This window comes from Bacillus sp. GS3m_15504, from assembly GCF_055825275.1.
In genome coordinates this window covers 46,488-69,008 of record NZ_JBVVNL010000003.1, presented here as the reverse complement: position 1 = coordinate 69,008, position 22,521 = coordinate 46,488, and the positions used below count along the sequence as shown (strand labels likewise).

The 22,521-nt window shown below is 36.2% G+C and carries 28 protein-coding genes; 15 read left to right on the top strand and 13 right to left on the bottom strand.

What is annotated here, in order from left to right; all coding sequences use genetic code 11:
• Positions 1-3: 3 nt before the first annotated feature.
• Positions 4-819, bottom strand: coding sequence for a YhfC family intramembrane metalloprotease (locus tag AC0L0O_RS22345; protein WP_002003767.1), 816 nt, complete (start codon positions 817-819; stop codon positions 4-6).
• Positions 820-904: 85 nt separating this feature from the next.
• Here AC0L0O_RS22345 and AC0L0O_RS22340 point away from each other — a divergent pair, with 85 nt between their 5' ends.
• On the top strand, positions 905-1,636 hold the full coding sequence (locus tag AC0L0O_RS22340; RefSeq protein WP_473786135.1) for a MerR family transcriptional regulator: 732 nt from the start codon (positions 905-907) through the stop codon (positions 1,634-1,636).
• Positions 1,637-1,673: 37 nt separating this feature from the next.
• Here AC0L0O_RS22340 and AC0L0O_RS22335 read toward each other — a convergent pair whose 3' ends face one another.
• The gene (locus AC0L0O_RS22335) at positions 1,674-2,249 is read right to left on the bottom strand and encodes a YhcN/YlaJ family sporulation lipoprotein (RefSeq protein ID WP_000744049.1); all 576 of its coding nucleotides are present in this window, start codon (positions 2,247-2,249) and stop codon (positions 1,674-1,676) included.
• Between the two features lie 118 nt (positions 2,250-2,367).
• On the opposite strand from AC0L0O_RS22335, the gene AC0L0O_RS22330 reads away from it, so the two are divergent.
• Positions 2,368-2,670: a YutD family protein gene (locus AC0L0O_RS22330; RefSeq protein WP_000435941.1), complete on the top strand. Its 303-nt coding sequence runs from the start codon at positions 2,368-2,370 to the stop codon at positions 2,668-2,670.
• A gap of 45 nt (positions 2,671-2,715) precedes the next feature.
• Here the strand turns inward: AC0L0O_RS22330 and AC0L0O_RS22325 are convergent, their stop codons facing one another.
• From AC0L0O_RS22325 to glpX, 3 genes are all read right to left on the bottom strand, one after another.
• Positions 2,716-3,213 carry a hypothetical protein gene (locus tag AC0L0O_RS22325; protein ID WP_001174599.1) on the bottom strand — a complete coding sequence of 166 codons (498 nt, stop codon included), beginning with the start codon at positions 3,211-3,213 and terminating at the stop codon, positions 2,716-2,718.
• Between the two features lie 372 nt (positions 3,214-3,585).
• Positions 3,586-3,852 (bottom strand): DUF3055 domain-containing protein, encoded by a 267-nt coding sequence (locus tag AC0L0O_RS22320; protein ID WP_000392606.1) that lies wholly within the window; start codon positions 3,850-3,852, stop codon positions 3,586-3,588.
• A gap of 17 nt (positions 3,853-3,869) precedes the next feature.
• The gene (glpX, locus tag AC0L0O_RS22315) at positions 3,870-4,841 is read right to left on the bottom strand and encodes a class II fructose-bisphosphatase (RefSeq protein ID WP_000439090.1); all 972 of its coding nucleotides are present in this window, start codon (positions 4,839-4,841) and stop codon (positions 3,870-3,872) included.
• A 147-nt stretch (positions 4,842-4,988) separates the two neighbouring features.
• Here glpX and AC0L0O_RS22310 point away from each other — a divergent pair, with 147 nt between their 5' ends.
• The 3 genes from AC0L0O_RS22310 to AC0L0O_RS22300 all read left to right on the top strand — a co-directional run bounded on the left by AC0L0O_RS22310 (position 4,989) and on the right by AC0L0O_RS22300 (position 7,007).
• On the top strand, positions 4,989-5,429 hold the full coding sequence (locus AC0L0O_RS22310) for a DUF86 domain-containing protein (RefSeq protein ID WP_000274007.1): 441 nt from the start codon (positions 4,989-4,991) through the stop codon (positions 5,427-5,429).
• A gap of 71 nt (positions 5,430-5,500) precedes the next feature.
• Entirely contained in the window at positions 5,501-6,133 is a 633-nt protein-coding gene (locus AC0L0O_RS22305; RefSeq protein ID WP_000503330.1) for a helix-turn-helix transcriptional regulator, read from the top strand.
• Between the two features lie 109 nt (positions 6,134-6,242).
• Positions 6,243-7,007, top strand: coding sequence for a TIGR01457 family HAD-type hydrolase (locus tag AC0L0O_RS22300; protein ID WP_000276467.1), 765 nt, complete (start codon positions 6,243-6,245; stop codon positions 7,005-7,007).
• 226 nt (positions 7,008-7,233) lie between these two features.
• On the opposite strand, the gene AC0L0O_RS22295 is transcribed toward AC0L0O_RS22300, so the two are convergent.
• Positions 7,234-7,815 (bottom strand): NAD(P)H-dependent oxidoreductase, encoded by a 582-nt coding sequence (locus AC0L0O_RS22295; protein ID WP_000683417.1) that lies wholly within the window; start codon positions 7,813-7,815, stop codon positions 7,234-7,236.
• 201 nt (positions 7,816-8,016) lie between these two features.
• Here AC0L0O_RS22295 and AC0L0O_RS22290 point away from each other — a divergent pair, with 201 nt between their 5' ends.
• The 3 genes from AC0L0O_RS22290 (at position 8,017) to AC0L0O_RS22280 (ending at position 12,344) form a co-directional block, all read left to right on the top strand.
• On the top strand, positions 8,017-8,805 hold the full coding sequence (locus tag AC0L0O_RS22290) for an ABC transporter ATP-binding protein (RefSeq protein ID WP_001021173.1): 789 nt from the start codon (positions 8,017-8,019) through the stop codon (positions 8,803-8,805).
• Positions 8,789-11,362, top strand: a complete 2,574-nt coding sequence (locus AC0L0O_RS22285; RefSeq protein WP_131371567.1) for an FtsX-like permease family protein — start codon at positions 8,789-8,791, stop codon at positions 11,360-11,362. The genes AC0L0O_RS22290 and AC0L0O_RS22285 overlap by 17 nt, the downstream gene beginning before the upstream one ends.
• 502 nt (positions 11,363-11,864) lie before the next feature.
• Entirely contained in the window at positions 11,865-12,344 is a 480-nt protein-coding gene (locus AC0L0O_RS22280) for a GNAT family N-acetyltransferase (RefSeq protein ID WP_000351175.1), read from the top strand.
• A gap of 20 nt (positions 12,345-12,364) precedes the next feature.
• On the opposite strand, the gene AC0L0O_RS22275 is transcribed toward AC0L0O_RS22280, so the two are convergent.
• Positions 12,365-12,856, bottom strand: a complete 492-nt coding sequence (locus tag AC0L0O_RS22275) for a phosphatidylglycerophosphatase A family protein (RefSeq protein ID WP_000655323.1) — start codon at positions 12,854-12,856, stop codon at positions 12,365-12,367.
• Between the two features lie 120 nt (positions 12,857-12,976).
• Here AC0L0O_RS22275 and yutH point away from each other — a divergent pair, with 120 nt between their 5' ends.
• Positions 12,977-13,978 carry a spore coat putative kinase YutH gene (gene yutH / locus AC0L0O_RS22270; protein ID WP_000581265.1) on the top strand — a complete coding sequence of 334 codons (1,002 nt, stop codon included), beginning with the start codon at positions 12,977-12,979 and terminating at the stop codon, positions 13,976-13,978.
• Between the two features lie 70 nt (positions 13,979-14,048).
• Here yutH and AC0L0O_RS22265 read toward each other — a convergent pair whose 3' ends face one another.
• Both AC0L0O_RS22265 and AC0L0O_RS22260 read right to left on the bottom strand, forming a co-directional pair.
• Complete coding sequence (locus tag AC0L0O_RS22265) at positions 14,049-14,264, bottom strand: hypothetical protein (protein WP_001125503.1); 216 nt, start codon at positions 14,262-14,264, stop codon at positions 14,049-14,051.
• Positions 14,265-14,574: 310 nt separating this feature from the next.
• Positions 14,575-14,811: a NifU family protein gene (locus AC0L0O_RS22260; RefSeq protein ID WP_000431159.1), complete on the bottom strand. Its 237-nt coding sequence runs from the start codon at positions 14,809-14,811 to the stop codon at positions 14,575-14,577.
• A 206-nt stretch (positions 14,812-15,017) separates the two neighbouring features.
• Between AC0L0O_RS22260 and AC0L0O_RS22255 the strand changes: the two genes are divergently transcribed.
• The 5 genes from AC0L0O_RS22255 to phnA all read left to right on the top strand — a co-directional run bounded on the left by AC0L0O_RS22255 (position 15,018) and on the right by phnA (position 18,644).
• Positions 15,018-15,326 carry a DUF1462 family protein gene (locus tag AC0L0O_RS22255; protein WP_000248594.1) on the top strand — a complete coding sequence of 103 codons (309 nt, stop codon included), beginning with the start codon at positions 15,018-15,020 and terminating at the stop codon, positions 15,324-15,326.
• A complete protein-coding gene (locus tag AC0L0O_RS22250; protein WP_072179825.1) occupies positions 15,295-16,173 on the top strand; it encodes a nucleotidyltransferase domain-containing protein in 879 nt (292 codons plus the stop codon). The genes AC0L0O_RS22255 and AC0L0O_RS22250 overlap by 32 nt, the downstream gene beginning before the upstream one ends.
• Before the next feature lie 98 nt (positions 16,174-16,271).
• Positions 16,272-16,949, top strand: coding sequence for a CPBP family intramembrane glutamic endopeptidase (locus tag AC0L0O_RS22245; RefSeq protein ID WP_001982732.1), 678 nt, complete (start codon positions 16,272-16,274; stop codon positions 16,947-16,949).
• A gap of 323 nt (positions 16,950-17,272) precedes the next feature.
• On the top strand, positions 17,273-18,067 hold the full coding sequence (locus AC0L0O_RS22240; protein ID WP_038357112.1) for a DUF2628 domain-containing protein: 795 nt from the start codon (positions 17,273-17,275) through the stop codon (positions 18,065-18,067).
• Between the two features lie 235 nt (positions 18,068-18,302).
• Entirely contained in the window at positions 18,303-18,644 is a 342-nt protein-coding gene (phnA, locus tag AC0L0O_RS22235) for an alkylphosphonate utilization operon protein PhnA (RefSeq protein WP_000212737.1), read from the top strand.
• A gap of 180 nt (positions 18,645-18,824) precedes the next feature.
• Here the strand turns inward: phnA and AC0L0O_RS22230 are convergent, their stop codons facing one another.
• The 4 genes from AC0L0O_RS22230 to AC0L0O_RS22215 form a co-directional block, all read right to left on the bottom strand.
• Positions 18,825-19,622, bottom strand: coding sequence for an ABC transporter permease (locus AC0L0O_RS22230; protein WP_000679265.1), 798 nt, complete (start codon positions 19,620-19,622; stop codon positions 18,825-18,827).
• Positions 19,606-20,265: an ABC transporter ATP-binding protein gene (locus AC0L0O_RS22225; RefSeq protein WP_473786134.1), complete on the bottom strand. Its 660-nt coding sequence runs from the start codon at positions 20,263-20,265 to the stop codon at positions 19,606-19,608. The genes AC0L0O_RS22230 and AC0L0O_RS22225 overlap by 17 nt, the downstream gene beginning before the upstream one ends.
• A gap of 54 nt (positions 20,266-20,319) precedes the next feature.
• A complete protein-coding gene (locus AC0L0O_RS22220; protein WP_001103331.1) occupies positions 20,320-20,493 on the bottom strand; it encodes an aspartyl-phosphate phosphatase Spo0E family protein in 174 nt (57 codons plus the stop codon).
• A 230-nt stretch (positions 20,494-20,723) separates the two neighbouring features.
• Complete coding sequence (locus AC0L0O_RS22215; protein WP_000682073.1) at positions 20,724-21,794, bottom strand: NAD(P)/FAD-dependent oxidoreductase; 1,071 nt, start codon at positions 21,792-21,794, stop codon at positions 20,724-20,726.
• Positions 21,795-22,145: 351 nt separating this feature from the next.
• On the opposite strand from AC0L0O_RS22215, the gene AC0L0O_RS22210 reads away from it, so the two are divergent.
• Positions 22,146-22,385: a YuzB family protein gene (locus AC0L0O_RS22210; protein WP_000595027.1), complete on the top strand. Its 240-nt coding sequence runs from the start codon at positions 22,146-22,148 to the stop codon at positions 22,383-22,385.
• Positions 22,386-22,521: the final 136 nt, after the last annotated feature.

Here is a 22,521-nt window from a genome sequence, read left to right as displayed (position 1 = left end):
TTTTTATTCTGGCACACTCATTAATTTCTCTTTCATTTTACGAATAAGAACAACAGCACCAATGGTAAAGAGAAGGGTAATTCCTTCTGCAACAAAGATGTTGATTGTTTTCGTTTGGTAAAGTGCTGCGAAGAAATCTACGAATGCATGGAATAGTATAGCGTACACAAGGAAGATATATTTCTTCTGCTTCACTGCGTATAAGACAAGCATTGTAAAGGCAATTTGCAGCACGAGTGCCATAATTCTTTCTAAGCTACCAAGGAAGTATAAGTAGGCAGGTTGCTGAATTAACATGTCCTGTAGACGGCTTAGCTCTGGCATTTTTTCTACCATCTGAGCGAAGCTACCGTTGTTAATTGAATTCGCAAATATAAGTGCTTGGAATGCAGAGAATCCGCCAACTAAAATGGATTCAATGCCGCCGTGACCAATTCCGTAAGCGAAGCCATCTTTATATTCTTGATATTTTTTTAGTAAGAAGAAGAAGGCAACGAAGCGTCCTAATTCTTCAAAAATACCAGCAGTGAGTCCGCCATACAGTGCGAAGACAAATGGATTTTCTAAAATTGGAGCGATTGCTGGATTACCGCGCATAAATAGGTGGAATGGTGTTTCGAGAATTTGAGTAAATCCGATAAAGATAAGAACACCAACGCCGACTACTTTCCAATTTATATTATATTTTTTACGGAAATAAACGAGTACAATAATTGGGACCAGAATCGAGACAATGAGTTGAAAGATGATGCTGGCAATTACAGTATTTGAAACCATATTTTCACCGCTTTCTAATATATGTACATATCTATTATGCATGAAATATTTTATAAAGAAAATGAATTTACTTATTGACTCTAACGTTGCGTCATACTTTATCGTATGTATTAAGGGGGAGATACACATGGCAATGAAGGTAAAAGAAGTAGCTAATTTAGTTGGAATTAGTGTGCGCACACTGCATCATTATGATGAAATCGGGTTGTTAACCCCAGACGAGACGACAGAGTCTGGATATCGTCTGTATTCCAATGAAAATTTAGAAATGTTGCAGCAAATTTTATTTTTTAAAGAACTAGGCTTCCCTTTGAAGAAAATTAAAGAAATTATCATGAGTCCATCATTTGACCGGAAAGAGGCATTACAGCTTCATAAGAAAATGCTTCTTGAAAAGCGTGCTAGGTTAGATAAAGTGATTGCGACGATTGATAAAACAATTCAGTATACAAAAGGAGAGATTGAAATGACGAACAAAGAGAAATTTGAAGGATTCGATTTCAGCCATAACCCATATGAAGAAGAAGCACGTGAAAGATGGGGAGACGCAGCTGTAGATAAAGCGAATGAATATGCGAAAGGTATGTCAAAAGAGAAGCAAGAAGAGTTTAATGCTATTTACAGAAATTTAGCGGCGCTTAGACACGGTGCTCCAGATTCCAAAGAGGCGCAAGAAGCTATCAAAGTATGGTACGATTACTTGCAAAACTTCAGTCACTATTCATTAGATGCTTTTAAGGGGCTCGGTCAAATGTACGTCGCTGATGAGCGCTTTACGAAAAATATCGATAAGTTTGGCGAAGGTTTAGCGCAGTTTATGTGCGATGCGATGGAAGTTTATGCGGATCGTAATAAATAGTAAAAAATAAAGAAGGTGGAGGTTGTCTCCGCCTTCTTTATTTTTTTATCATATCATTTAAAGTCTGATCCCCTGTATTGTTCAAATGAGGATTTTTACTCATTTCACGCTTTAACATATCGAGGCTTTGCGTATATTCTGTATCATTTAATGCGCCAGATTGAAGGCCTTGAATTTGAGAAATCAACTTTTGGTCTGTTGATACATATGCTTTATAATAGCGAGGGACAATGGATAAAGCAGTTCTATATACTTGATCTGCTACAAGTTTCGAATCCGTTGTGTTTGCACGGTATACAACAAATACTTCATCATCTGTAACAAGCGTAGCAGCATTTGTAACGTCAGGGAGTTTAACTGTCATGCTTGTAATCATTTCAGCAACTTTCTCACGGTTAATGGCTCCTACTTGTTTGTTAGATACTTCATGCTTTTGCTTAGATGAATAGCCGACCCTTGTAAGCCGTGTATTTGTATTTTCCGTATGATACATTTCGTTTTTATTGGAAACAAGAACACGACTTCCTTCTTCACGTTCCATTTCGGCTTTATTTGTTTGGCAGCCCGCAAATAAGGAAAGCGTGAGGAGAGAAAGTATAATTTGTTTTTTCACGATGTATCACCTCCTTCTCCATAGCATGCACTAATTTGCAAATTTTTGTATTTGAAATTGTTGGTTGGTATGCTTTGTGATACGATAAAAAGAAGAATGCTTAGAGAGGAAGTTAATGATGGAGCAAAAGCAAGAGATTCATGCTACGGTGAGCATTAATAATGTGCAGTACGAAGTAATTAAAAACTTTCGTGACGGTTTTAGTGAAGAAGCATTTAAAGAGCGCTATGCAGAAATTTTAAATAAATATGATTACATCGTTGGAGACTGGGGATATGAGCAACTTAGATTGCGCGGTTTCTTTGATGATAGTAACCAACGTGCGACATATGATACAAAAATTAGTACGTTATCGGAGTATTTATACGAGTATTGTAACTTCGGTTGTGCACACTTCGTATTACGAAAAGTGAAGAAGTAAAAAAATCCTCTTACGATTGTAAGAGGATTTTTTGCATATTCTCGCTTATAAACAAATTGATATATAATCGCCTTCAGAAAGTATTGTATTTGGTTTCATTTGTTGTCCGTTCAATTGAATATCCCCGTTTTTTATTTTATCCACAATGAGTGTACGGCTCCAATCGGAAATATATGTGGATAAAGCTTTATCCATCCGGTGGGAACCGAAAACGAGATCTAATACAATCGTAATTTCATCTATGCCACTTTCTTTATGCTGTGTAATGGAAATGGTAGTAGTTGTTTCCGTTTGATCCTGTTGCGTCATATCGACTGTTTCAACGTGATCAGTAAATGATTTATAAATACGAAGTTTTTGATTCCACGTATGATCTTTCGGACATTTATAAATAGCAAAGCGATATATGTTTTTTCCGTTGGCGTTATGCCTACGAATATTTGTGTCGGTAAATAGGGTAGTGCGTCTGCAATTTTTACAATACTTTTCAATTGTATTTTGCTGATTTTCATATAAACTCCAAGAAAGTTGTACTTTCTGCATTTTCCTTCACCTCTTATAGTAGTGGTAAAGGAACGTAATACAGCTATTTGGATGTCTTGTAGTATGAAGACATGAGAAAAAGACAAAAATAAAAGGAGGTTCCCCAAAGAGGAACCTCCGTAAACATCATACTACAGATGCAATACGTTCCTTTGTAATGGGAATGGGCAGACTACTCCCTTGAAAAAGCGTGGTGCTTTTTTGAGAGTAATGCTATCCAATTGCTGGTCCATTACAAAGTAAATGTTGGCATACGTAGATAACGTCCTTTCTATCCAAATAGATTTATTCTTCATTATAACACGGATAATTGAAAATTCAAAATACTTAAAGTGAAAAAACACCAGCTAAAAAGCTGGTGCCTAAGATAAATTATATAAGTTCAAATAAAAATGAGCGTAGTTCTTCAGCAATTTCTTCAGTCATAGAAAATGCGTGCTCTAAGTAGCCTGGTTCGTTTAAATCGTCAGCACCAATGATTGCAAATTTATTGCGCTGCATATCAAGGACGATCGTTTTACCGTAATGACGATCGGAGTATAATAGCGCTAAATCATGACGCTCATTTTCTCCCATAAAGCTAACGAAACGAGTTTTTGTAGCGACAGTGTCGTCGTACAGAAAGAAACGTTCTTCCATACACATGGCTCCTTTTATTAAATATCTAAGTTTAAGTGTGGTTTATGATCTAAATGGTGATGCGTTTTAATGAATCGTACTGTTCTTGTTTTGTAACGCATTACGATAGAGTATGTTTCAGCTAAATCTCCGCCTAGGAATTTTACGCCGTCTAATAACTCACCAGCAGATACACCAGTTGCTGAGAAGATTGCATCATCCCCAGATACTAAGTCATCTAACATAAGAAGTTGACGAGGGTCTTCTAATCCCATTTCACGACAACGAGCTTCTTCTTCTTCGTTCATTGGAACTAAACGAGCTTGCATTTCACCTTCAAGACACTTTAATGCTGCTGCAGAAATAACGCCTTCTGGAGCTCCGCCAATACCTACGAATAAGTCGATACCAGTTCCAGGTAGTGCTGTTGCGATTGACGCACCAACATCACCGTCACCAAATAATTTTACACGTGCACCTTTAGCACGAACACGATCAATAATATCTTGATGACGTTCACGTTCTTGAACGATAACTGTTAGATCGCGAATCTTTTTATTGTTAGCTTCTGCTACAATTTCAATTGTTTTTTCAATTGGATCATCTAAGCTAATTTTACCAGCTGCTTTTGGACCAACCGCGATTTTTTCCATGTACATATCAGGAGCATGAAGAAGGTTTCCTTTATCTGCGATTGCGATAACTGCCATTGCGTTTGCAAGACCTTTTGCAACGATGTTTGTACCTTCTAATGGGTCAACGGCGATGTCTACTTCGGGACCGTTACCTGTTCCTAGTTCTTCACCAATATATAACATCGGTGCTTCATCAAGTTCTCCTTCACCAATTACAACTGTACCTGCCATGTTTACTGAATCGAACATATCACGCATTGCTGTAGTTGCTGCATCATCTGCTTCATTTTTCTTTCCGCGGCCCATCCACTGTGCGGATGCTAATGCTGCTGCTTCTGTTACACGGACAATTTCTAGTGCGAGTTCACGTTCCAAGATTCCATTCCTCCAATTTCAAAAATCATACAAATATAACTATAACAAATTACGGGGAAAAGGTGAATTCGAAAAATTGTCGATTTTTTCAGAAGAAAGCGTTACAATTAAAATGTAAATGCTTTAATTTCCAGGTAGGTGACATTCATGTATTTTGTAGACAGAAAGAAAATAGAACAAATGCTAGTATGTTTAGAACGAGCAACAAGTACATTTCAAGAGAAAAAGATATATGAAACCGAGTTTGAATTTTACGCATTAGAACGCATAGCGCATCTAATTATTGATTCTGTATTAGATGTAGGGAATGCGATGATTGATGGATTTATTATGCGCGATCCAGGAAGCTATGAAGATATTATTGATATTTTAATGGACGAGCGAGTGATAAGTGCAGAAGATGGACAAGGGATGAAAGAAATTATCCTTCTTCGAAAAATGCTTACGCAAGATTATATTCAAATGAATCATGATGAATTATATAAGACGATTCAAAAACATATTGCAGTGGTAGAGAAATACCCAGCAAATATTCGCAGTTATTTAGAAAAGGAATTAGGACCTGTATCTGCATTTGTACCAGAATAATTATGCTTATAAGATCCCCAGAGAAAGCCTTTTGGGGGTCTTATATTGTATGTGAGGGAGAAGGGTGAAGCATGGGGGAAGCACGGACGACGAAAGATGAAATTATCCAATTGTTGAAAGTAAAGGGAGAGCACACGGTAGCGGAACTAGCTGAAATTTTAGAGATTACAGAAATGGCGATTCGAAGACATTTAAGTAATCTTGAGAAAGATGGTTTCATCTATTCTAAGATGGTAAGGCAACATGTCGGAAGACCAACTTATTTGTATGGATTAAGCGAAAAGGGAGAAGATACATTCCCGAAAGAGTATAAGCAATTTGCGATTGATATGCTAGAAGATTTAGCTCGAATGGGCGATGAACAAATACTTCGTTACGTTTTAAAAGAGAGAACGAAGCGAATGGAAGAACAGTTGCAAAAGCGAGTGAGTAATCAAAAGAATTTAGCATATAAAGTGCAAGAGATAGCAGCTATGCAAGAGAAAAATGGTTATATGGTTCAAATTAAGAGAGACGGAGAGAACTCTTTCGTAATTGAAAAACAAAACTGTCCGTTAAAGGAAATTGCAGAGAGATTCCCGCAAGTGTGTGAAGATGAAAAAGAGATGTATAATCGTTTATTTGCAGGAGCAGATGTAAAGACGCTAGCAAACATGTGCGAGGGCGATTGTAGTTGTTCTTATCAAGTAAAAGAGAAAAAATGAACGTTATGGGGCGCTTTAAGGTAAAGCGTTTTTTTCTTTGTAAAAAGCGGGTAATATAAGAGTGGTATGATAAGGTGAGAACGTTAGCATAGAAGGAGAGACATAATCGATGTATAAAGGTTACTTAATTGACTTAGACGGTACAATGTATCGCGGAGAAGAACAAATTGAAGAAGCAAGCGACTTCGTAAAAGCATTAGGAGAGCGCGGCATTCCATATTTATTCGTTACGAATAACTCAACTCGTAAACCAGAACAGGTAGCAGAAAAACTTGTTCGTTTCGATATTCCAGCGAAAGCAGAGCAAGTATTCACAACGAGTATGGCAACAGCAAACTTTATTTATGAACGTAAACAAGACGCAACTGTATATATGATTGGTGAAGAAGGCTTACATGATGCACTTGTGGAAAAAGGATTTGAACTTGTGGATGAAAATCCTGATTTCGTTGTTGTCGGTTTAGATCGTGACATCACATATGAAAAATTAGCAAAAGCTTGTCTTGCTGTGCGTAACGGCGCAACGTTTATTTCTACAAATGGAGACATTGCCATTCCGACTGAGCGCGGATTATTACCAGGTAACGGTTCATTAACATCAGTTGTAGCAGTATCAACAGGCGTGGATCCAATCTTTATCGGAAAACCAGAATCAATCATTATGGAACAAGCTTTAAAAGTGCTTGGCATAGAAAAGAATGAAGCCTTAATGGTTGGGGATAACTACGATACAGACATTTTAGCAGGAATAAATGCCGGTATGCATACGCTTCTTGTCCACACTGGAGTCACAACTGTGGAGAAGTTAACAGAATACGAAGTTCAACCGACGCAAGTTGTACATAACTTGACGGAGTGGATTGAGAAGATGTAATGAAGAAAGCTGTTCCAAACCTTGGAGCAGCTTTTTTTCTGATATTTGCGGGCAGCCCGATTGGTGTGGGCTAATAATTAGTTTTGACTAGTGTCGATTTTTGTCGGTAAGTCGATATATTTAGAAGATCGCCGATATAATTTAAGTTGCGCTGATATATTTAGAAAATCGCCGATATAATCTGAGTTGCGCTGATATATTAAAAAAATCGCTGATATAATTTTATTTAAAATGCACGATTCACAACATCTTTAACCTCTTCAAGATATTGTTTACGCACACTGTCATCCACAGAAGGAACACTCGTATAGAATGTATGCTCAATTGTTTCAATACCTGTAAATTCAAAAATACCAACATCCGCTGTTTTCTTCATTGCGTCAAACATACCGCCTGCTGTGTATGCCTCTTTCGTATTTCCCATTGTAGATAATAATAATCCTTTTTTACCGCTTAATAACTTCTCGATGCCATTTTCACCGTAAGCATAAGCGAAGCCGTGGCTAAATACACGGTCAACGTATCCTTTTAAAATAGCAGGAAGTCCCGCCCACCAAACTGGGTAAATGAATGTAATGGTATCAGCCCAAGAGATATGCTCTTGCTCTTCTTTAATATCTGCTGGTGTGTTTCCTTGAGAAAATGAGATGAAATCGGAAGCGCCTAATACTGGATTGAAGTTTAATTCGTATAGATCACGAACGCGAACTTCATGACCTTTTTCTGCTAATTCACTTTTTACCGTTTCTAAAATCGCATGGTTGAAGCTTTCTGTATTCGGGTGTGCATAAACGATTACATGTTTCATTGTTATTCCTCCTATTTGTGGATATGTGAATAGTTTTTATGTATTCATGTAACTATTGTGGTTACTTTTCTTGTAAGAGTCAATTTTTTTGCTGTGATAAACAAATGTTAGTATGTGACAAAAAAATACAAAATAGTAGGGATTTTGCATTTTTGAATAGAATATATAGATTGGTAAATAGAGAGAGAAGGGGATATGGGGATGAATATTATTGAAATTGAAAGGTTAGAAAAATCATTTGATATTGGTGATAGTAAAGTCAAAATATTAAAAGGCATTAATCTTCAAATTCAAAAAGGAGATTTCGTTTGTATTATGGGAGCAAGTGGCTCGGGTAAAACGACCTTACTTCAGTTGTTAGGTGGATTAGATATTCCATCGGTAGGTAGTATTCGAGTTGACGGTACAGAGATTTCAACATTAAAAGAAAAAGAGCTCGCTTTATTTAGACGGCATAAAATCGGTTTTATTTTTCAACAGTTTAATTTGATTCCGGTGTTTAGTGCAGAGGAGAATGTGGGGTTGCCGTTACTGTTAGATAATGTATCGCAAAAGAAGGCAACGGTGACAGCAACTCGTTTATTAGAACTCGTCGGATTGAAGGGAAAAGAAAAGCATTTACCAGCACAGTTATCAGGTGGGCAACAGCAAAGGGTTGCGATAGCAAGAGCTTTTGCAAATGAACCGGCAATTATATTAGCGGATGAGCCAACAGGGGCATTAGATTCGGAAAATAGCAAAAATATCATTGCGGCACTTCGCAATGCGTGTGATGAGTTAGGGCAAACAGCTGTAATTGTAACGCACGACCCGTTCGTAGCGGCTCATGCTGATAAAGTTGTTTTCTTATTAGATGGTGAAGTGATTCATGAACACGCTGAAAGTAAAGGATGGAAATTTCGAAATATCCCGCAACAGGTTACTCATATTCAAGAGATTATGAATCGCCACTTTAAAGTAGGAGGTAAAGGTGATGCGATGGGTAATTAAATATGCGGTAAAATCGATGAAACAAAATTGGCTACGAAATATGTTGATCGCTCTCGGTGCAGCGTTAGGTGTTATGTTAGCGACGATGTTATTGCTAGGAAATCAATCAGTAGAGAAGAGTGTGAAGGAACAAGTAGTAAGCCGATATGGAGATTATAATTTACAATTTGGCTATATAAAAAACGATATGTATTTAAATAATGAAAGTTTAAAAGGAATAGATGGCTTAGAAAATGCTGAAAAAATATCAAAAGTACTTATACCGTATCCTTTTCCAAATTATAAAGAGCTATCAGGAAAGCCGTCCTATTGGGGTGTTGAGCAAGATTCTCCAGAAATGCATTCTTATAAAATATTAGAAGGTCGATATCCGAAAGACGGGGCTGAAGTAGCGCTGACAAAAGGGTATACAGAACGTGAAAATATACGTTTGGGAGATACGATTAAACTGCCATTCCCACAACATGGAGAAAAGACTGTGAAAGTCGTCGGCATTTTAAATCCGCCGTTAATGGCGGCAATGGGGCATGGGGCTTATTTTCCAATCCAGTGGCTTCAAAAAGAATTAAATCTACCAAATCAGTTCAATCTCGTTCAAGTGAAAACAGCCGATGTAAATGTGAAAAGGACGATTGCTCTTGATGTAAATAAGAAGATAGAAAATATAAAGGTGGATCAACGTACTTATGTCGATAAGGCATTTGAACGACTAAATGTAATGAAGCCTTTAATTTTTAGTTTAGGTGGTATTGCCTTATTTGTAGTAGCCCTTTTAATAATGGGAAGTTTCTTCTTATCTGTCAGAAGTCGATTTAAGCAATGGGCATTATTACGTGCACTTGGTAGTAATCCAAATCAAATTATATTAGTCGTTTTATTAGAGGCTTTATGTATTGGGGCAATCGGATCACTAGCAGGAGTTATTCTTGGAGCAGGTACGCAAACAATTGCAGCATCATTCATTAACAAATGGGTGAATATTGAGGGGGCAGGGGAAGCATCATTCTCGATTTCAAGTGAGATTTTACTCATTACTTTTTTACTAGGGATTGTTATGTCTATCCTAGGGGCTATTATACCAGCTTTCATGGTTAGAAAGATTCCACCAGTTCAAGCACTCCGCCCAGGTCTTCCTAGTAATGAGAAGAAAGAAAAAAGATGGAGTGCTTTTAGCCTTAGCATTTTACTCATTGGTACTGTTATTGGACTAGCAGGTAGCGTATTAGAGGAGTATATCGGTTTTAATCCAAGTGCGATAGGAGCGCTTTTATTTGCGGTCGGTTTGTTATTTGCGATTCCGTTATTTATTCGCGTGATAGCACCAGTGATTGCAAAACCGATTCAAATGATATTACGAATTGAAACGACGATTAGTAGTCGGAATGTCATTCGTTATCGAAATAAGGCAGCTGTGTCGGTTGCTATACTAGCATTTGGTTTTATGTTAGCACTTGTTGGAACGATGTATGTAAACTCTATGTATGAAGGTATGAAAAAAGGATTACAAAAACATTTACCAGCGGACTTAGTAGTAAGAATTCCAGTAGAGTCGCAAGGAATAGAAACATTACCGTTTAGTTGGATGGAGAAGATTAAAAAAATTGATGGTGTAGAGGCGAGTGTTGGGAATGCTACTGACTTTACAGCAAAGCTTGTGAATTATGACTTTAAAAAAGCGAATCAAGAATGGTATGAATTTATGAAAAAAAACAATTTGAACTCTGATTCAATGGAAGTTGTAGGTAATGATATTGTAGCGTATCAGAAAGTAACAAAGGCGAAAGTGATTGCAGGACAAACTTTAAATAAGCCATTAGAAGATGGTGAGGGAGTCATTACGAAGGAAGTGGCTAAAAATTTAGGGCTTCAGTTGCAAGATACGTTTGAAGTAAAAGGAAAGGGAAAAGAAAAACAAACGATTAAAGTTGTTTCGATTATTGAGCAAGGATTAAGGTTAAGAGGGTTAGATGTTTTTGTAAATGAACAATGGGCTCGCGATAAGTTTCATGTACAAGGATATGAAGCGATTCAAATTATGACAAATTCTAATCAGTCATTTGAAGCAATTAAGAAGCAAGTAAAAGAAATTACAAAGAATAAAGAGAATATAGAAGTTATAAACAGTTATGATTTATTGAAAGAACAAGAGCAGTTATTATCACAAATGATGATGTTAATTCGCTTGTTAGTTGTAATTGTTTTCATTATTTCTGGTATAGGATTAATGAATGCGATAGTCGCAAGTTTACATGAAAGACGTGCTGAAATTAGTATGATTCGTGCGGTAGGAGCTATCCCAAAGCAAATGAGAAGGATTGTTTTATTAGAGGGAACTTTACTTGGAGCGATAGCTGGTTGCATTGGCATTTTTGGTGGGATTTTGTTTAGTTATATCGTGTTATCAAGCTTAGAGTTAACGGTTATTATTATTCCGTATAATCAAGTGGTCATACTGGCTTTAGCTAGCGTGATACTTGGAGCGGGGGCAGCGTTGATTGCGTCATTACAATTAAGAAAGTTCAAATTAAGTGATACTTTAAAAGAGTTATCAGCATAAAAGACTGTTACACACCACTCATACAAAGAACAAAGAAAACAAATAAAATAATGACAATACCAATGCCGAAGTTAAATACGAGAGTACTATCCATATATGTAACCTCCTGATTTGAAAGTAAAAAGCACTCTAGACAAGAGTGCTTTTTTATTTTGAGTCTACTGCACAACTTTTAGAAAAGAATTCATGCATGTAAAGAGTTACATTATTTTATGTGCGTATGCTTTGAAATGAGTAAGTCCTTGTAAGGTATAGAAAAAAAGACACTCTTTCGAGTGTCTTTCAAGATGACAAAATGTGCCAATTGCTTGAGTTTGATAAGGCGCTAATATCCGTTTTAACGCCTTTTCTTTGATCAAGAAGTGTAGCAACAGCGATTCAAATAAATTGTACCATTTGTTCAGTGGGCGTGCGTATGCAATTGTGCATATTTCAATTAGAGGGAAATAAAGCAGGGAAGTTGAATGAGTATATAGGGAATATTTGATTAGGGGAGAGAAGGATGGATATACATAAGTTAACGGTAGAAGAAGCGAATGAGATAAATACATGGACGTATGAAGAACCTTATCATTTGTATAGTTTTTCAGGCGAGGAAGAAGTAATAGAAGAATTATTAGATGGGACGTATTATGGTTGTTGTGACGATAATGGGGAGTTTATCGGCTATTTTTGTTTTGGGGAAAATGCACAAGTGCCAGGGGGAAGAGATGCTCATTTATATGGTGGAGAAGATGTAATGGATATCGGACTTGGCATGAAGCCGGAGTTAACAGGGAAAGGGCTAGGGAAAATGTTTTTGCAAGCTGGGATAGCGTTTGCTGTTAAAGAATGTAAGCCGAAAACGTTTCGACTTAGCGTAGCGACATTTAATACAAGAGCGATTACGCTATATAAAAACATAGGTTTTCAGCAAGGTCCTATTTTTTTGAGCCGAGGAAGAGAATTTATGCTCATGGAATACAAAAGACCGTCAGTATGACACTGACGGTCTTTCATATTTCACTCCGAATGCTCAGCTCTATGCGCTAAGCGGCTTGAAGCAGCGGCAGCGATTCCACCAACGATATCATCAAGGAATGTATGCACTTTTCCAGACGATTTATCATTTAAGTATTCTAAAATACCAGGTTTTAATTTATCGATATATCCAAAGTTCGTGAAACCGATAGAGCCGTACACATTAACGATAGAAAGTGCGATCACTTCATCAATTCCGTATAAGCCTTCATCACGTTTTACGATATCTTGTAACGGCTCACTTAACATTCCTTTTTCAGCAAGGACATCGAGCTCGATACCAGTAATCAGTGCGTTTTGTACTTCACGTTTTGATAATACACGCTCAACGTTATAACGGCATTCTGACATCTCTAAATTTGGATGATATTTTTTTTGAAGAAAATGAACAAGTTCAGCAATATCGTCAATTGTTACACCGCGTTCTTGTAATAGTTGTAATGCTTTTTCTTGTAGTTGATTTGAGTCTTTCATGTTTATCACCTTTTTTTCTTTTTAGTATTTGTATACGTTTCGTTGCTTTATCATGTGCATAGGAATGAAAGGCGAGCACAAGCTCATATATATAAAGAAAAACCATAGGTGGCGACTGCGATGATTCATCATATTTATGAGCATTATCACATGCATGTTAAAGAATTAATCCCCCTTGGCCCCTATAAAAGCTTTTGGATTCGCAACAAAATTTATGTACTTGTTCCAATTGGAGAAATGGAGGAAGAAGTACTTGTAGAGATGAAAAAGCTCAGTGACTATATGAACCAGCAAGGGGATATAACTGTAGCGACTTTCGTTCCAACTATACATGGCTACTATGTAAGTGAGATAGAAGAACAAAATTACTGCTTATTAAAAGGTATGCGAGCGTTAGAACGACATGCTATATCATTAGGTAGTGAGCTTTCTATATTCCATAAACGAGGTGCATTCTTTCCAGAAGAAATTGAGCAACTAAGCCGCATTGGTGAATGGAAAGCATTATGGGAAAAAAGGCTCGATCAATTAGAAAAGTTTTGGCAATCACAAGTGATGAACCACCCTACAGACGTATTCGATCAATTGTTTATTGAATCCTTCCCGTATTACTTAGGGGTTGCAGAAAATGCCATTCAATATGTTGTTGATACAGAAATGGATGATACGCCGCAACTAACTGATGCAGCAACAATTTGCCAAGAACGATTCACACCTTTATTATGGCATCAAACGAAGCGTCTCAAACTCCCTTTTGATTGGGTGTATGATCACCCAACTCGAGATATAGCAGAATTAATCCGTTATATGATGATTGAAAAAAAGAAAGACTGGGAGAAAACAATCGTTCAATTTGTTACAGATTACGAACGAAATTATTCGTTATCCTCATTTGGTTGGCGCCTATTATTTGCAAGACTCTTGTTCCCGCTTCACTATTTTGAAACAGTTGAACGGTACTACCAAACAGGAAACGAAGAACAAAAAAGCATATATAGAGATCGCTTAGAAGCCATTTTACACGATGTGAACCGCTCAGAGCAATTTATGAAGCATTTTTATAGCTCACTTCGTTTACCAGTTGATAAGCTTGGGATTAGAAAATTAGATTGGTTATCTTAAAAATATAAAAAAGATAAAAAAGAGACCGAGTGAGGTCTCTTTTTTATATACCACAACTGTATGTAATACATTATGCCCCTACTTGTTGCTCTGCACATATATTTAAAATGAATTGATGTTTTTCAATTTTTTCATTTACTTTACCCAATAATTCTTGCTGGATTTCTTTAAATAAAAATTGGTAGCTCGCATTCCATGTCGGTATAACGGATGAAAGGCCTAATAAATACTCTTTTTTCTTTTCTAGTTCTTGCATTGTTAAAAAAGTGTTCCCCATTTTTGGCATGTGTCGTCCCCCTATGTTTTTTTGATTGTATATGTGTGAACGATTCACTATATAGTATCAATTATCGCATTTTTTGAGAATGATTTCCAATTTTGTTTTATGATGTTAACGAATGATTGTTATTTAAATAAAAAAAGGAGACCAAATTTGGTCTCCTTTTAGCAAGTGACTTTGAACGAGCCGCTAGATAATATCTAGCTCCAGCGGCTAAAATGTTCGGTGGCTTCGCTTCTTCCGCCGAGGCAAAAAGCGCCTCTTCGTCAGGAGCTCCAATGACCTCCTGTTCTGAACGAGCCGCTTCTGCTTCTAATTAAAATACTTGTTCTACTTCGATAACGCCTGGTACTTCTTCAAGTAATGCGCGTTCGATACCAGCTTTTAGTGTGATTGTAGAACTTGGGCAGCTTCCGCATGCACCCATAAGGCGTAATTTTACGATACCTTCTTCAATGTCTACTAACTCAACGTCTCCGCCATCGCGAAGTAAGAATGGACGTAATTTATCTAATACTTCTAGTACTTGTTCTTGCATATGTGGGTTTTCCATTTTTATCGACTCCTTTCATCAGTTTTATTATAATCAAGATAGAGGGGAAAATCTATTTTTTCTGTTCTTGTTTTATTGTCGAAATTTTTTATCATGTTTACAACGTGTTTTTTCAGTATAGGGGTATGGAATAAGTTTGTAAAATGATGTGCTTATGTAATAAGACATCTGAATATACTGTTAGAACAAGAAGTGGGGGAGAAGAAATGGTTAATGTGCAAGTGTATGGGACGAAAGTAATTTGTGCGAGCTGCGTTGGAATGCCATCTTCAACAGAAACGTTTGAGTGGTTACAAGCTGCAATTGGTCGTAAATATGAAGGACAAGAAAATAAATTTAATTTCGAGTATATTGATTTCCAAGAAGAACAAGAAGATGAAGAGAAAAAAGCATTCGCAGAGCGCGTAGTGGAGGAAGATTTATTTTATCCGGTCGTTCTTGTAAATGGAGAAATTGTTGGAGAAGGAAATCCTCGTTTGAAGGATGTTTACGAAGAAATCGAGAAATATTTATAAAGCAGGAAGTCTTTGCGAATTTGCAAAGGCTTTTTTTATTGGAGGGATAGTTGTGAAAAATGGAGTGAAGCATGCGTTACCAACAGAAGTACAACAGTTAATGGAACGATACACAGTAGAATTAAAAGAAATTTTTTTAGATGAAAAAATAGTCGGGGTATACATTTACGGATCCATCGCACTCGGTGCATTTCATGCAGAAACGAGCGATGTTGATTTTGTTACGGTAATAAGTGATTCCGTGAATAAAGCTGAAAAACAGCAACTTGTAGAACTTCATAAGAAACTTAGTGGTAGTACGTTAGGGAAAAGAATGGATGGTATGTATATTCCACTTGCTGATTTAGGGAAATACAATGATGAAATGAATGAGTACATGTATTGTGCAGATGGTAAGGCGAATATAGGGCATTGGGATATTAATGCAGTGACATGGTGGACATTGAAAAATCAAGGTATTACAGTTACCGGGAAAGAAGCGGAAGATCTCCCGTTTCAAATAAGGTGGGATGATGTAGTCAATACGATGAAATACAACGTAGAACAGTACTGGAGTGGGAAGGCGAAGCAGCCATATTTATTCTTTATAGAAGAATGGGTAGAATCAGCTGTCGTTACGATGGGCCGTATTTTATATACACTAGACCATAAAACAATCGTTTCAAAAGATAGAGGATTGCAATACTTATTAGAACGTTCATCGGAAGAATGGGAGCTTTTATTAAAAGAAGTAGCGAGAATACGGCAGAACCCAAAAGAAAAGAGAATGCTCTCAAGGTGGAGAAGGGCAGATATGACGAAGAGGTACTTGCTGCATTTAATTGAAACATGCAGAGAGAAATGGTAGGGAAGAAAATGGACAATACAGTTGAATGTATTGTCTTTTTTTACGTTTAATTTGGTATATAATGGTTGAAAAGGTTTAATTATACTGGAGGGTATATAGTGGACACGGAATTAGTTACATATAAAGAAAAGAATGTGCAAATGAGTATGTTAGAAGTAATCAGCATGATAGTAATTATTTTTGGGATCATGTATGGAATTGGTTATTTGAACTTTTTATATGACTCCTCATTATATCCGTGGTATGTAGATTATCTTATTCCGCCTTTAACATTTCTTACTATTATTTTAATATATTCACCAGCAAGAAATTACTGTGTGCATTTACTAAAATCAATACAATTCAACAACTCAAAACATTATGTAACAATAATAATGACGATGATCGTACTGCTTATATATCTTGCGGTATTAAATTTAGTTTTACCACATGGGCTTCGTGTGGAGGAATCTAATATAGTAATAGAGCCTACTAAAAATGAAATCATTTTATATGTAGTTGTACTCACGATTTTTGCGCCGATTTGGGAAGAGCTTGTATTCCGAGGTATGTTTTTTATGAAATTATCTCAGCGCTTCTCTACACTTAGTAGTGCCGTTATAAGTGCTTTTATATTTACTTTAGGACATCCACTTACTTTAGGGAGTGTTTTATATATTTTGGGTGGCGGTATATGTTTAGCTTACACCTATAAGAAAACAAACAATTTACTCGTTCCATGGGGGATTCATGTATTAAACAATTCATTTTATTTATTATTGAATTTTCAACTGTAAAAAGACGTCCTTTTGAAAAGGGCGTCTTTTTATAGTAGGTGGAAAAGGCTTTACACACATTGTGCAGAAGCAAGGTAATACAAAATATAGATAGTTTCATGTGAAACATTTTTATTATCAAATATACAAAATGATTAACTTAGTGTATTAAATCTATCATTCATAAGTATTCTAATATATTAAAAAGTGAAATGGAATAATAAATGAGAAATTGTCGGAATATATTCGATTTCCGTTCATTTTTATGAAATATATGTACTTTTTGTTAGATTCCTTCTTTTTCTTTCTATAAAATACACGTATGTAGAAAGAAGAAAAGGATGATGTACGTGAAGGACACTGTTTTACAAGAAACAATTTCTCCGCAAGAGTTACATAAAGTTGTTCAAAAGAATACAGCTTATTATGACTTTAAGTGGGGCAAAGTAGAAAATCCAGCGCAAGGGAATACGTGGAATTGGGTAGCCTTTTTCTTCCCAACTTTTTGGTTAGCTTATCGTAAAATGTATAAGTTGTTTATTATACTTACGTTATTGGCGGTACCTAGTATCGTTGTAACTCCTTTTATAGATATTCCAGATGGGATTTATTTAACATGTAGTTTAGTCCTTCAGTTAGGAACGATGATATTTACTGGATGGCAAGGAAATCGTTTATATTATAAGCACGCTGTTCGTGTATTACATAAGGGAGAAGATATGCCAGATCATGAGAAGGCATATTATTTACAATCAAAGGGCAACGCTAGTTTTGCTGGTATGGTTGGTTTCCAGGTTATAGTTGGAATCGTGTTTGCTGGAGCTATGTTCGGACTCTCACTTTTACCAACTGAGCCGAATATTAAAAATGTCGTTCGTTCAAGTAGTGAAGGTATTACTTTAGAGATTATGACGGATAATCCAACTTGGAAGTTTGTGAAGAAAGAACAAGATTATGATGTAGTAGAGTTTACTGGTTATGATTATAGGGAGAAGAAAAACGTGAAAATTAAATTTGCTGTTTATTTTAGTGAAGACTATTTTGAATGGCAAGAAGTATATGAGAATAATAAGAAATTGAGTGAAGATGAGTTAGAAGAGTATCAATTTTACATTGAAGAAAATGGTTGGGGATTCTAGTCAGAACTCGTTCATTTTGAAAAGGAGAATCTTGTGAAGGTTCTTCTTTTTTACTTGGAAACACCATACGAATTGAAATTTTGTAAAATACAATAAAAAATGAGAATTTGAGGTAGGCTTGTCAATAACGTGAGACTATGGCACTATATAGAAATGCTATACAAATTTTATTTATCGAGATGTAAACATCAATTTTGATTTTTACGTATAAATAATGAACGGAGGAAATGAATTTATGGCTACTTTACCAAATTGTCCAAAATGTAATTCAGAATATACGTATGAGGATGGCGTTCTTTTCGTATGTCCAGAATGTGCTCATGAGTGGGGCCAAGAAGCAGAAGCTGAAAATAACGATGGTGCAAAAGTTGTAAAAGATGCGAACGGAAACGTTCTTCAAGACGGCGATGCTGTTACTGTCATTAAAGATTTAAAAGTAAAAGGAACTTCTTCAGTTGTGAAGATCGGTACGAAAGTAAAGAGTATCCGTCTAGTTGATGGCGATCACGATATTGATTGCAAAATCGACGGTTTCGGAGCTATGAAGTTAAAATCACAATTCGTTAAGAAGGCGTAAGTAAATAAAAAGAGGAGGCGTATAGGCCTCCTCTTTTTATTATGTCATTTTTTGTCGGTAAGTCGATATTCCTTGTCGAATCGCCGATATATTTCAAAAATCGTTGATATATTTTGAGTTATGATAGATATATTCGAAAAATCGTCGATATAATTTCATCTACCATGAACAGTGCACAATTTAACGCCCGCCATAGTCTACTTCTTTCAACTGACAACGCTTATTAAAGAATGTTTTATAGCCAAGCTGTAAAAAGATAATAACCGCAAAAGCGGTACTTCCAGAAATACCAAGTATAATTGCGATTTGATATTGAATAGCTGTAAATGGTGATACACCAGATAAGATTTGTCCTGTCATCATGCCTGGTAAGCTTATAATTCCCATTCCGACCATAGAATTGATCGTTGGTAAAATGGCAGAGTCAAAAGCGTCGCGTATGAGTGGAGCAGTGGCTTCTTTTGGCGTTGCACCGAGCATAAGTGCTCCTTCAATTTGACCTCTTTGCGATTTCATATTGTTTAAGAACGTATTTGCACCGAGAGAAACACCGGTCATCGCATTTCCAACTAACATTCCGGTAATCGGAACGATATATTGCGGCGCATACCAAGGATCATGTCCGATAATAACAAAGATAAATAGTAGAAGTGGCCCAATGGATCCGGCTACCATAGAAAGGGCGGCTACTCGTTTTAATTCTTTGGACATAGGGATGTTAACTCGTTTATAAATATTAAAAATTGCAAAGGTAGTAATAGAAGTAATGAGAGCAATTGTATAAAATGGATTACTGTTTTCAAATACGTATGTAAGGACATAGGCAACAAGTACGAGCTGAATCGTCATACGGAATGTTGCGAGCGCGATTTGTTTTTCGCGAGGTATTCCTTTTAACTTCACAAGCCCAATTAAAATAAGAATGAAAATATATGCAGCGGCAAGTTGCCAAATTTGGAGTTCAATAACGCCCTTCAACTGAGAGCACTTCCTTTCTAGTTGCACCGTTTACTTTACTAATCTCAATAATATCGTCCGCAATTTCTTCTGGAAGTTGTTGTGAGTGTGTGATGAAGATAACTGTTTTTTTCTTTTCTCTTGCTAGCGTAGTGAACTGCTTCATAACGCGTTGTTCTGTATCGCTATCTAACGCCGAAGTTGGTTCGTCTAATAAATAAACAGGTGGATCCATAAGTACGATACGTGCAAAAGCAAGTCGTTGTTTTTCCCCGCCTGATAAGGAATCAGCGTTATCTTCTAAATTTTTTTCTAAGCTAACAGTCTTTAATGCGCTTCGCAAAATATCATCATTTGGAAATGGTTTTTCAGAAAGACGAAGTCCCATTAATAGATTGTCTTTAATGGTTCCATCAAAAATAGGTGGTGTTTGCCCAAGCATGACTACGTCACGTCGTAATTGAATAGGGGGATAATCAGAAATTAGCTTTCCGTTATATTCAATTGTTCCAGATGTTGGAGATTGCAAATCATTTAACATACGGAGCAATGTGCTTTTTCCGCTCCCACTCTCACCGATAATACATGTGATTTTTTCTTTTTGAATCTGTAAATAAGGAATGTGCAGTATATCTTTATATGTAACGTCTTTTAATATAAACATAGATGGCTCCTTTCTGAATCTAGTTATATCGTATCAAAAAAGAGAAGATAATGGTTATAAAGAGTAACGTTTTTTCTTCGTCTTGAGTTCTATTAATAAATTAAGTAAACGATCTAATTCTTGGCTGAAAGAAATTACTTTATGATGAGTGAATCCGTACTTTTCAACGAGATAGATCAATTCTTTCTTCTTCGCTTCTATGCGATCATTTAGTTTCGTTACGTTCATAAGTGAAATGAAATGCCTCCTATAAAAGTATTTACAACACAAAAAATAAGACCGAATGAATTCGGTCTTAAAGGAAATAAAACAACTTATAAATAGCATACACTGTTCATCAATAGTTTTTAATATAAAAATGAAAAATAAATCATTATCCATATTGAGAAAAATGTGTCTGATAATTATATTTTAACTCATAAAAGAGACTGTCTAATTAGTAGACAGCCTTTTAAGTATTAACCGTTATGATATTTGTACATCCAGAGGATACCGGATTTTAATAACCTCGGTACACGTCCCATTAATGGTTGGTTTGCGAGTAAACCGAAGCCGTGCTTCTTACCAAGAGAGCCGAGAACACCTTTTAATTTAATGACAGGTAGTTCGTCAGGAAGTGGTTCATTATGCCAACGTTTTAATAATATTTGGACAATTTGCTCTCCTTGACCTTCAGCAAGTTGTGCAGATGGTGCGTGTGGAAGTGCTGCGCAATCTCCTACAACATACACGTGCTCGTTATTTGGAATATTGTGATATTTTGTTAAAACAACCCGGCCGCTACCATCTTGTTCAACTGGAAGGTTTCGAACAACTTCATTTGCTTGAATACCAGCTGTCCAGACGATTGCATCACATTCAAGTGGTTCATCGTGGTTGTACACAATATTTGGCTCTACTTTTGTAATGTTAGAGTTTCGTATAATAGTAACTTTATGTTTTACGAACCATTCCTCTACATATCTACTTAATTTCTCTGGATATGGGAATAGGATTCTATCTTTTCGATCAAATAAGTAGATTTTTAAATCAGAACGACTTTCGCGAAGTTCACTTGCGACTTCAACGCCACTTAATCCAGCACCAACAACAGCTACTGTTGCATTTGGTTCTAGACTATTTAATTGTTCATATGTCTTACGTGTTTGTTCAATCGATTGTAGGCTATGTGTATATTCCTTCGCCCCAGGAACGTTATGATACTTATCCTCACAGCCAAGTCCAATAATTAAATCATCATATTGGATTGCTTCGCCGCCATCGAGATGAACGGCTTTTTCTTCGAGATCAATATTTGTTACTGTGCCGTATTGAATATTGAGGCGTGGGTGTTCAGGAAACGGTATACGAATATGCGTTTCTGAAATAGTACCCGCAACTAATGCATAATATTCAGTTTTGAAGCAATGATATGGTACTTTGTCGATTAATGTCACTTGTACATCATCTGGAAGTTGGTTGCTTGGAAGTAGCCGCTGCAGAATTCTCATTCCACCGTAGCCGCCACCTAATATTACGAGGTGTTTCATGATGGATTACCCCTTTTCTGTTGAAATATCCCCTAATCATAAAATTTTATATTGATAAAATATTTTGACTTTACTCAATCAAATTATATCGAATTTGTGAACAAATAACAATGCATGAATGAATACTCTGTTGTACAATAAGAAGAAAAGTAGAGTAAACTGTTTTTCTTATTTAGTTACCATTTCATCGCAAATAGCATGTAATATAAAATAAATCATCTATTTTGAAGTGAAATAATGAAGTAACTGAATAGTTTAGAATGTGTAATGAAAACAACAAGAAACAGCTTAGTTTTCTTCGTATAGATAGAGTCAGAAAGTAATTTGTTTTGTAGTACAGGGGGGAGAATTTTGATTAAACCATTAATTGAATTTTGTGTAGGTAACCTTGCGAGTGGTTCACAAGCCGCTTTAGAGAAATTAGAAAAAGATCCGAATTTAGATGTAATGGAGTATGGTTGTTTAGGATATTGTGGTATTTGTTTTGAAGGACCGTTTGCTCTTGTAAATGGTGAAGTAGTACAAGGATCAACAGTAGAAGAACTTGTAAACAATGTATATGAGTATTTGGATGAAAATCCAATGTTTTAAGGTGTTGCAATCGGCAGCACCTTTTTCTTTTTCTATTAGATAAAATTTTATTTCGCAGGGGAGGATAATATTGTATATAAATAAAAAAAGGCCCTTTTAGAAGGGCATTTTTCTTACACAATTTGCGCAAGAATGG

What these genes read in the sequence shown, in the direction of transcription:
- AC0L0O_RS22265 (WP_001125503.1), bottom strand. Translation starts at nt 14,264, where the DNA reads ATGCCAAAAATGGGGAACACTTTTTTAACAATGCAAGAACTAGAAAAG.
- AC0L0O_RS22240 (WP_038357112.1), top strand. Translation starts at nt 17,273, where the DNA reads ATGTACGTGAAGGACACTGTTTTACAAGAAACAATTTCTCCGCAAGAG.
- phnA (WP_000212737.1), top strand. Translation starts at nt 18,303, where the DNA reads ATGGCTACTTTACCAAATTGTCCAAAATGTAATTCAGAATATACGTAT.
- AC0L0O_RS22295 (WP_000683417.1), bottom strand. Translation starts at nt 7,815, where the DNA reads ATGAAACATGTAATCGTTTATGCACACCCGAATACAGAAAGCTTCAAC.
- AC0L0O_RS22280 (WP_000351175.1), top strand. Translation starts at nt 11,865, where the DNA reads ATGGATATACATAAGTTAACGGTAGAAGAAGCGAATGAGATAAATACA.
- AC0L0O_RS22305 (WP_000503330.1), top strand. Translation starts at nt 5,501, where the DNA reads ATGGGGGAAGCACGGACGACGAAAGATGAAATTATCCAATTGTTGAAA.
- AC0L0O_RS22275 (WP_000655323.1), bottom strand. Translation starts at nt 12,856, where the DNA reads ATGAAAGACTCAAATCAACTACAAGAAAAAGCATTACAACTATTACAA.
- AC0L0O_RS22250 (WP_072179825.1), top strand. Translation starts at nt 15,295, where the DNA reads ATGTTTACGAAGAAATCGAGAAATATTTATAAAGCAGGAAGTCTTTGC.
- AC0L0O_RS22310 (WP_000274007.1), top strand. Translation starts at nt 4,989, where the DNA reads ATGTATTTTGTAGACAGAAAGAAAATAGAACAAATGCTAGTATGTTTA.
- AC0L0O_RS22290 (WP_001021173.1), top strand. Translation starts at nt 8,017, where the DNA reads ATGAATATTATTGAAATTGAAAGGTTAGAAAAATCATTTGATATTGGT.
- AC0L0O_RS22215 (WP_000682073.1), bottom strand. Translation starts at nt 21,794, where the DNA reads ATGAAACACCTCGTAATATTAGGTGGCGGCTACGGTGGAATGAGAATT.
- AC0L0O_RS22300 (WP_000276467.1), top strand. Translation starts at nt 6,243, where the DNA reads ATGTATAAAGGTTACTTAATTGACTTAGACGGTACAATGTATCGCGGA.
- AC0L0O_RS22260 (WP_000431159.1), bottom strand. Translation starts at nt 14,811, where the DNA reads ATGGAAAACCCACATATGCAAGAACAAGTACTAGAAGTATTAGATAAA.
- AC0L0O_RS22220 (WP_001103331.1), bottom strand. Translation starts at nt 20,493, where the DNA reads ATGAACGTAACGAAACTAAATGATCGCATAGAAGCGAAGAAGAAAGAA.
- AC0L0O_RS22340 (WP_473786135.1), top strand. Translation starts at nt 905, where the DNA reads ATGGCAATGAAGGTAAAAGAAGTAGCTAATTTAGTTGGAATTAGTGTG.
- AC0L0O_RS22325 (WP_001174599.1), bottom strand. Translation starts at nt 3,213, where the DNA reads ATGCAGAAAGTACAACTTTCTTGGAGTTTATATGAAAATCAGCAAAAT.
- yutH (WP_000581265.1), top strand. Translation starts at nt 12,977, where the DNA reads ATGATTCATCATATTTATGAGCATTATCACATGCATGTTAAAGAATTA.
- AC0L0O_RS22320 (WP_000392606.1), bottom strand. Translation starts at nt 3,852, where the DNA reads ATGGAAGAACGTTTCTTTCTGTACGACGACACTGTCGCTACAAAAACT.
- AC0L0O_RS22255 (WP_000248594.1), top strand. Translation starts at nt 15,018, where the DNA reads ATGGTTAATGTGCAAGTGTATGGGACGAAAGTAATTTGTGCGAGCTGC.
- AC0L0O_RS22345 (WP_002003767.1), bottom strand. Translation starts at nt 819, where the DNA reads ATGCATAATAGATATGTACATATATTAGAAAGCGGTGAAAATATGGTT.
- AC0L0O_RS22330 (WP_000435941.1), top strand. Translation starts at nt 2,368, where the DNA reads ATGGAGCAAAAGCAAGAGATTCATGCTACGGTGAGCATTAATAATGTG.
- AC0L0O_RS22285 (WP_131371567.1), top strand. Translation starts at nt 8,789, where the DNA reads ATGCGATGGGTAATTAAATATGCGGTAAAATCGATGAAACAAAATTGG.
- AC0L0O_RS22225 (WP_473786134.1), bottom strand. Translation starts at nt 20,265, where the DNA reads ATGTTTATATTAAAAGACGTTACATATAAAGATATACTGCACATTCCT.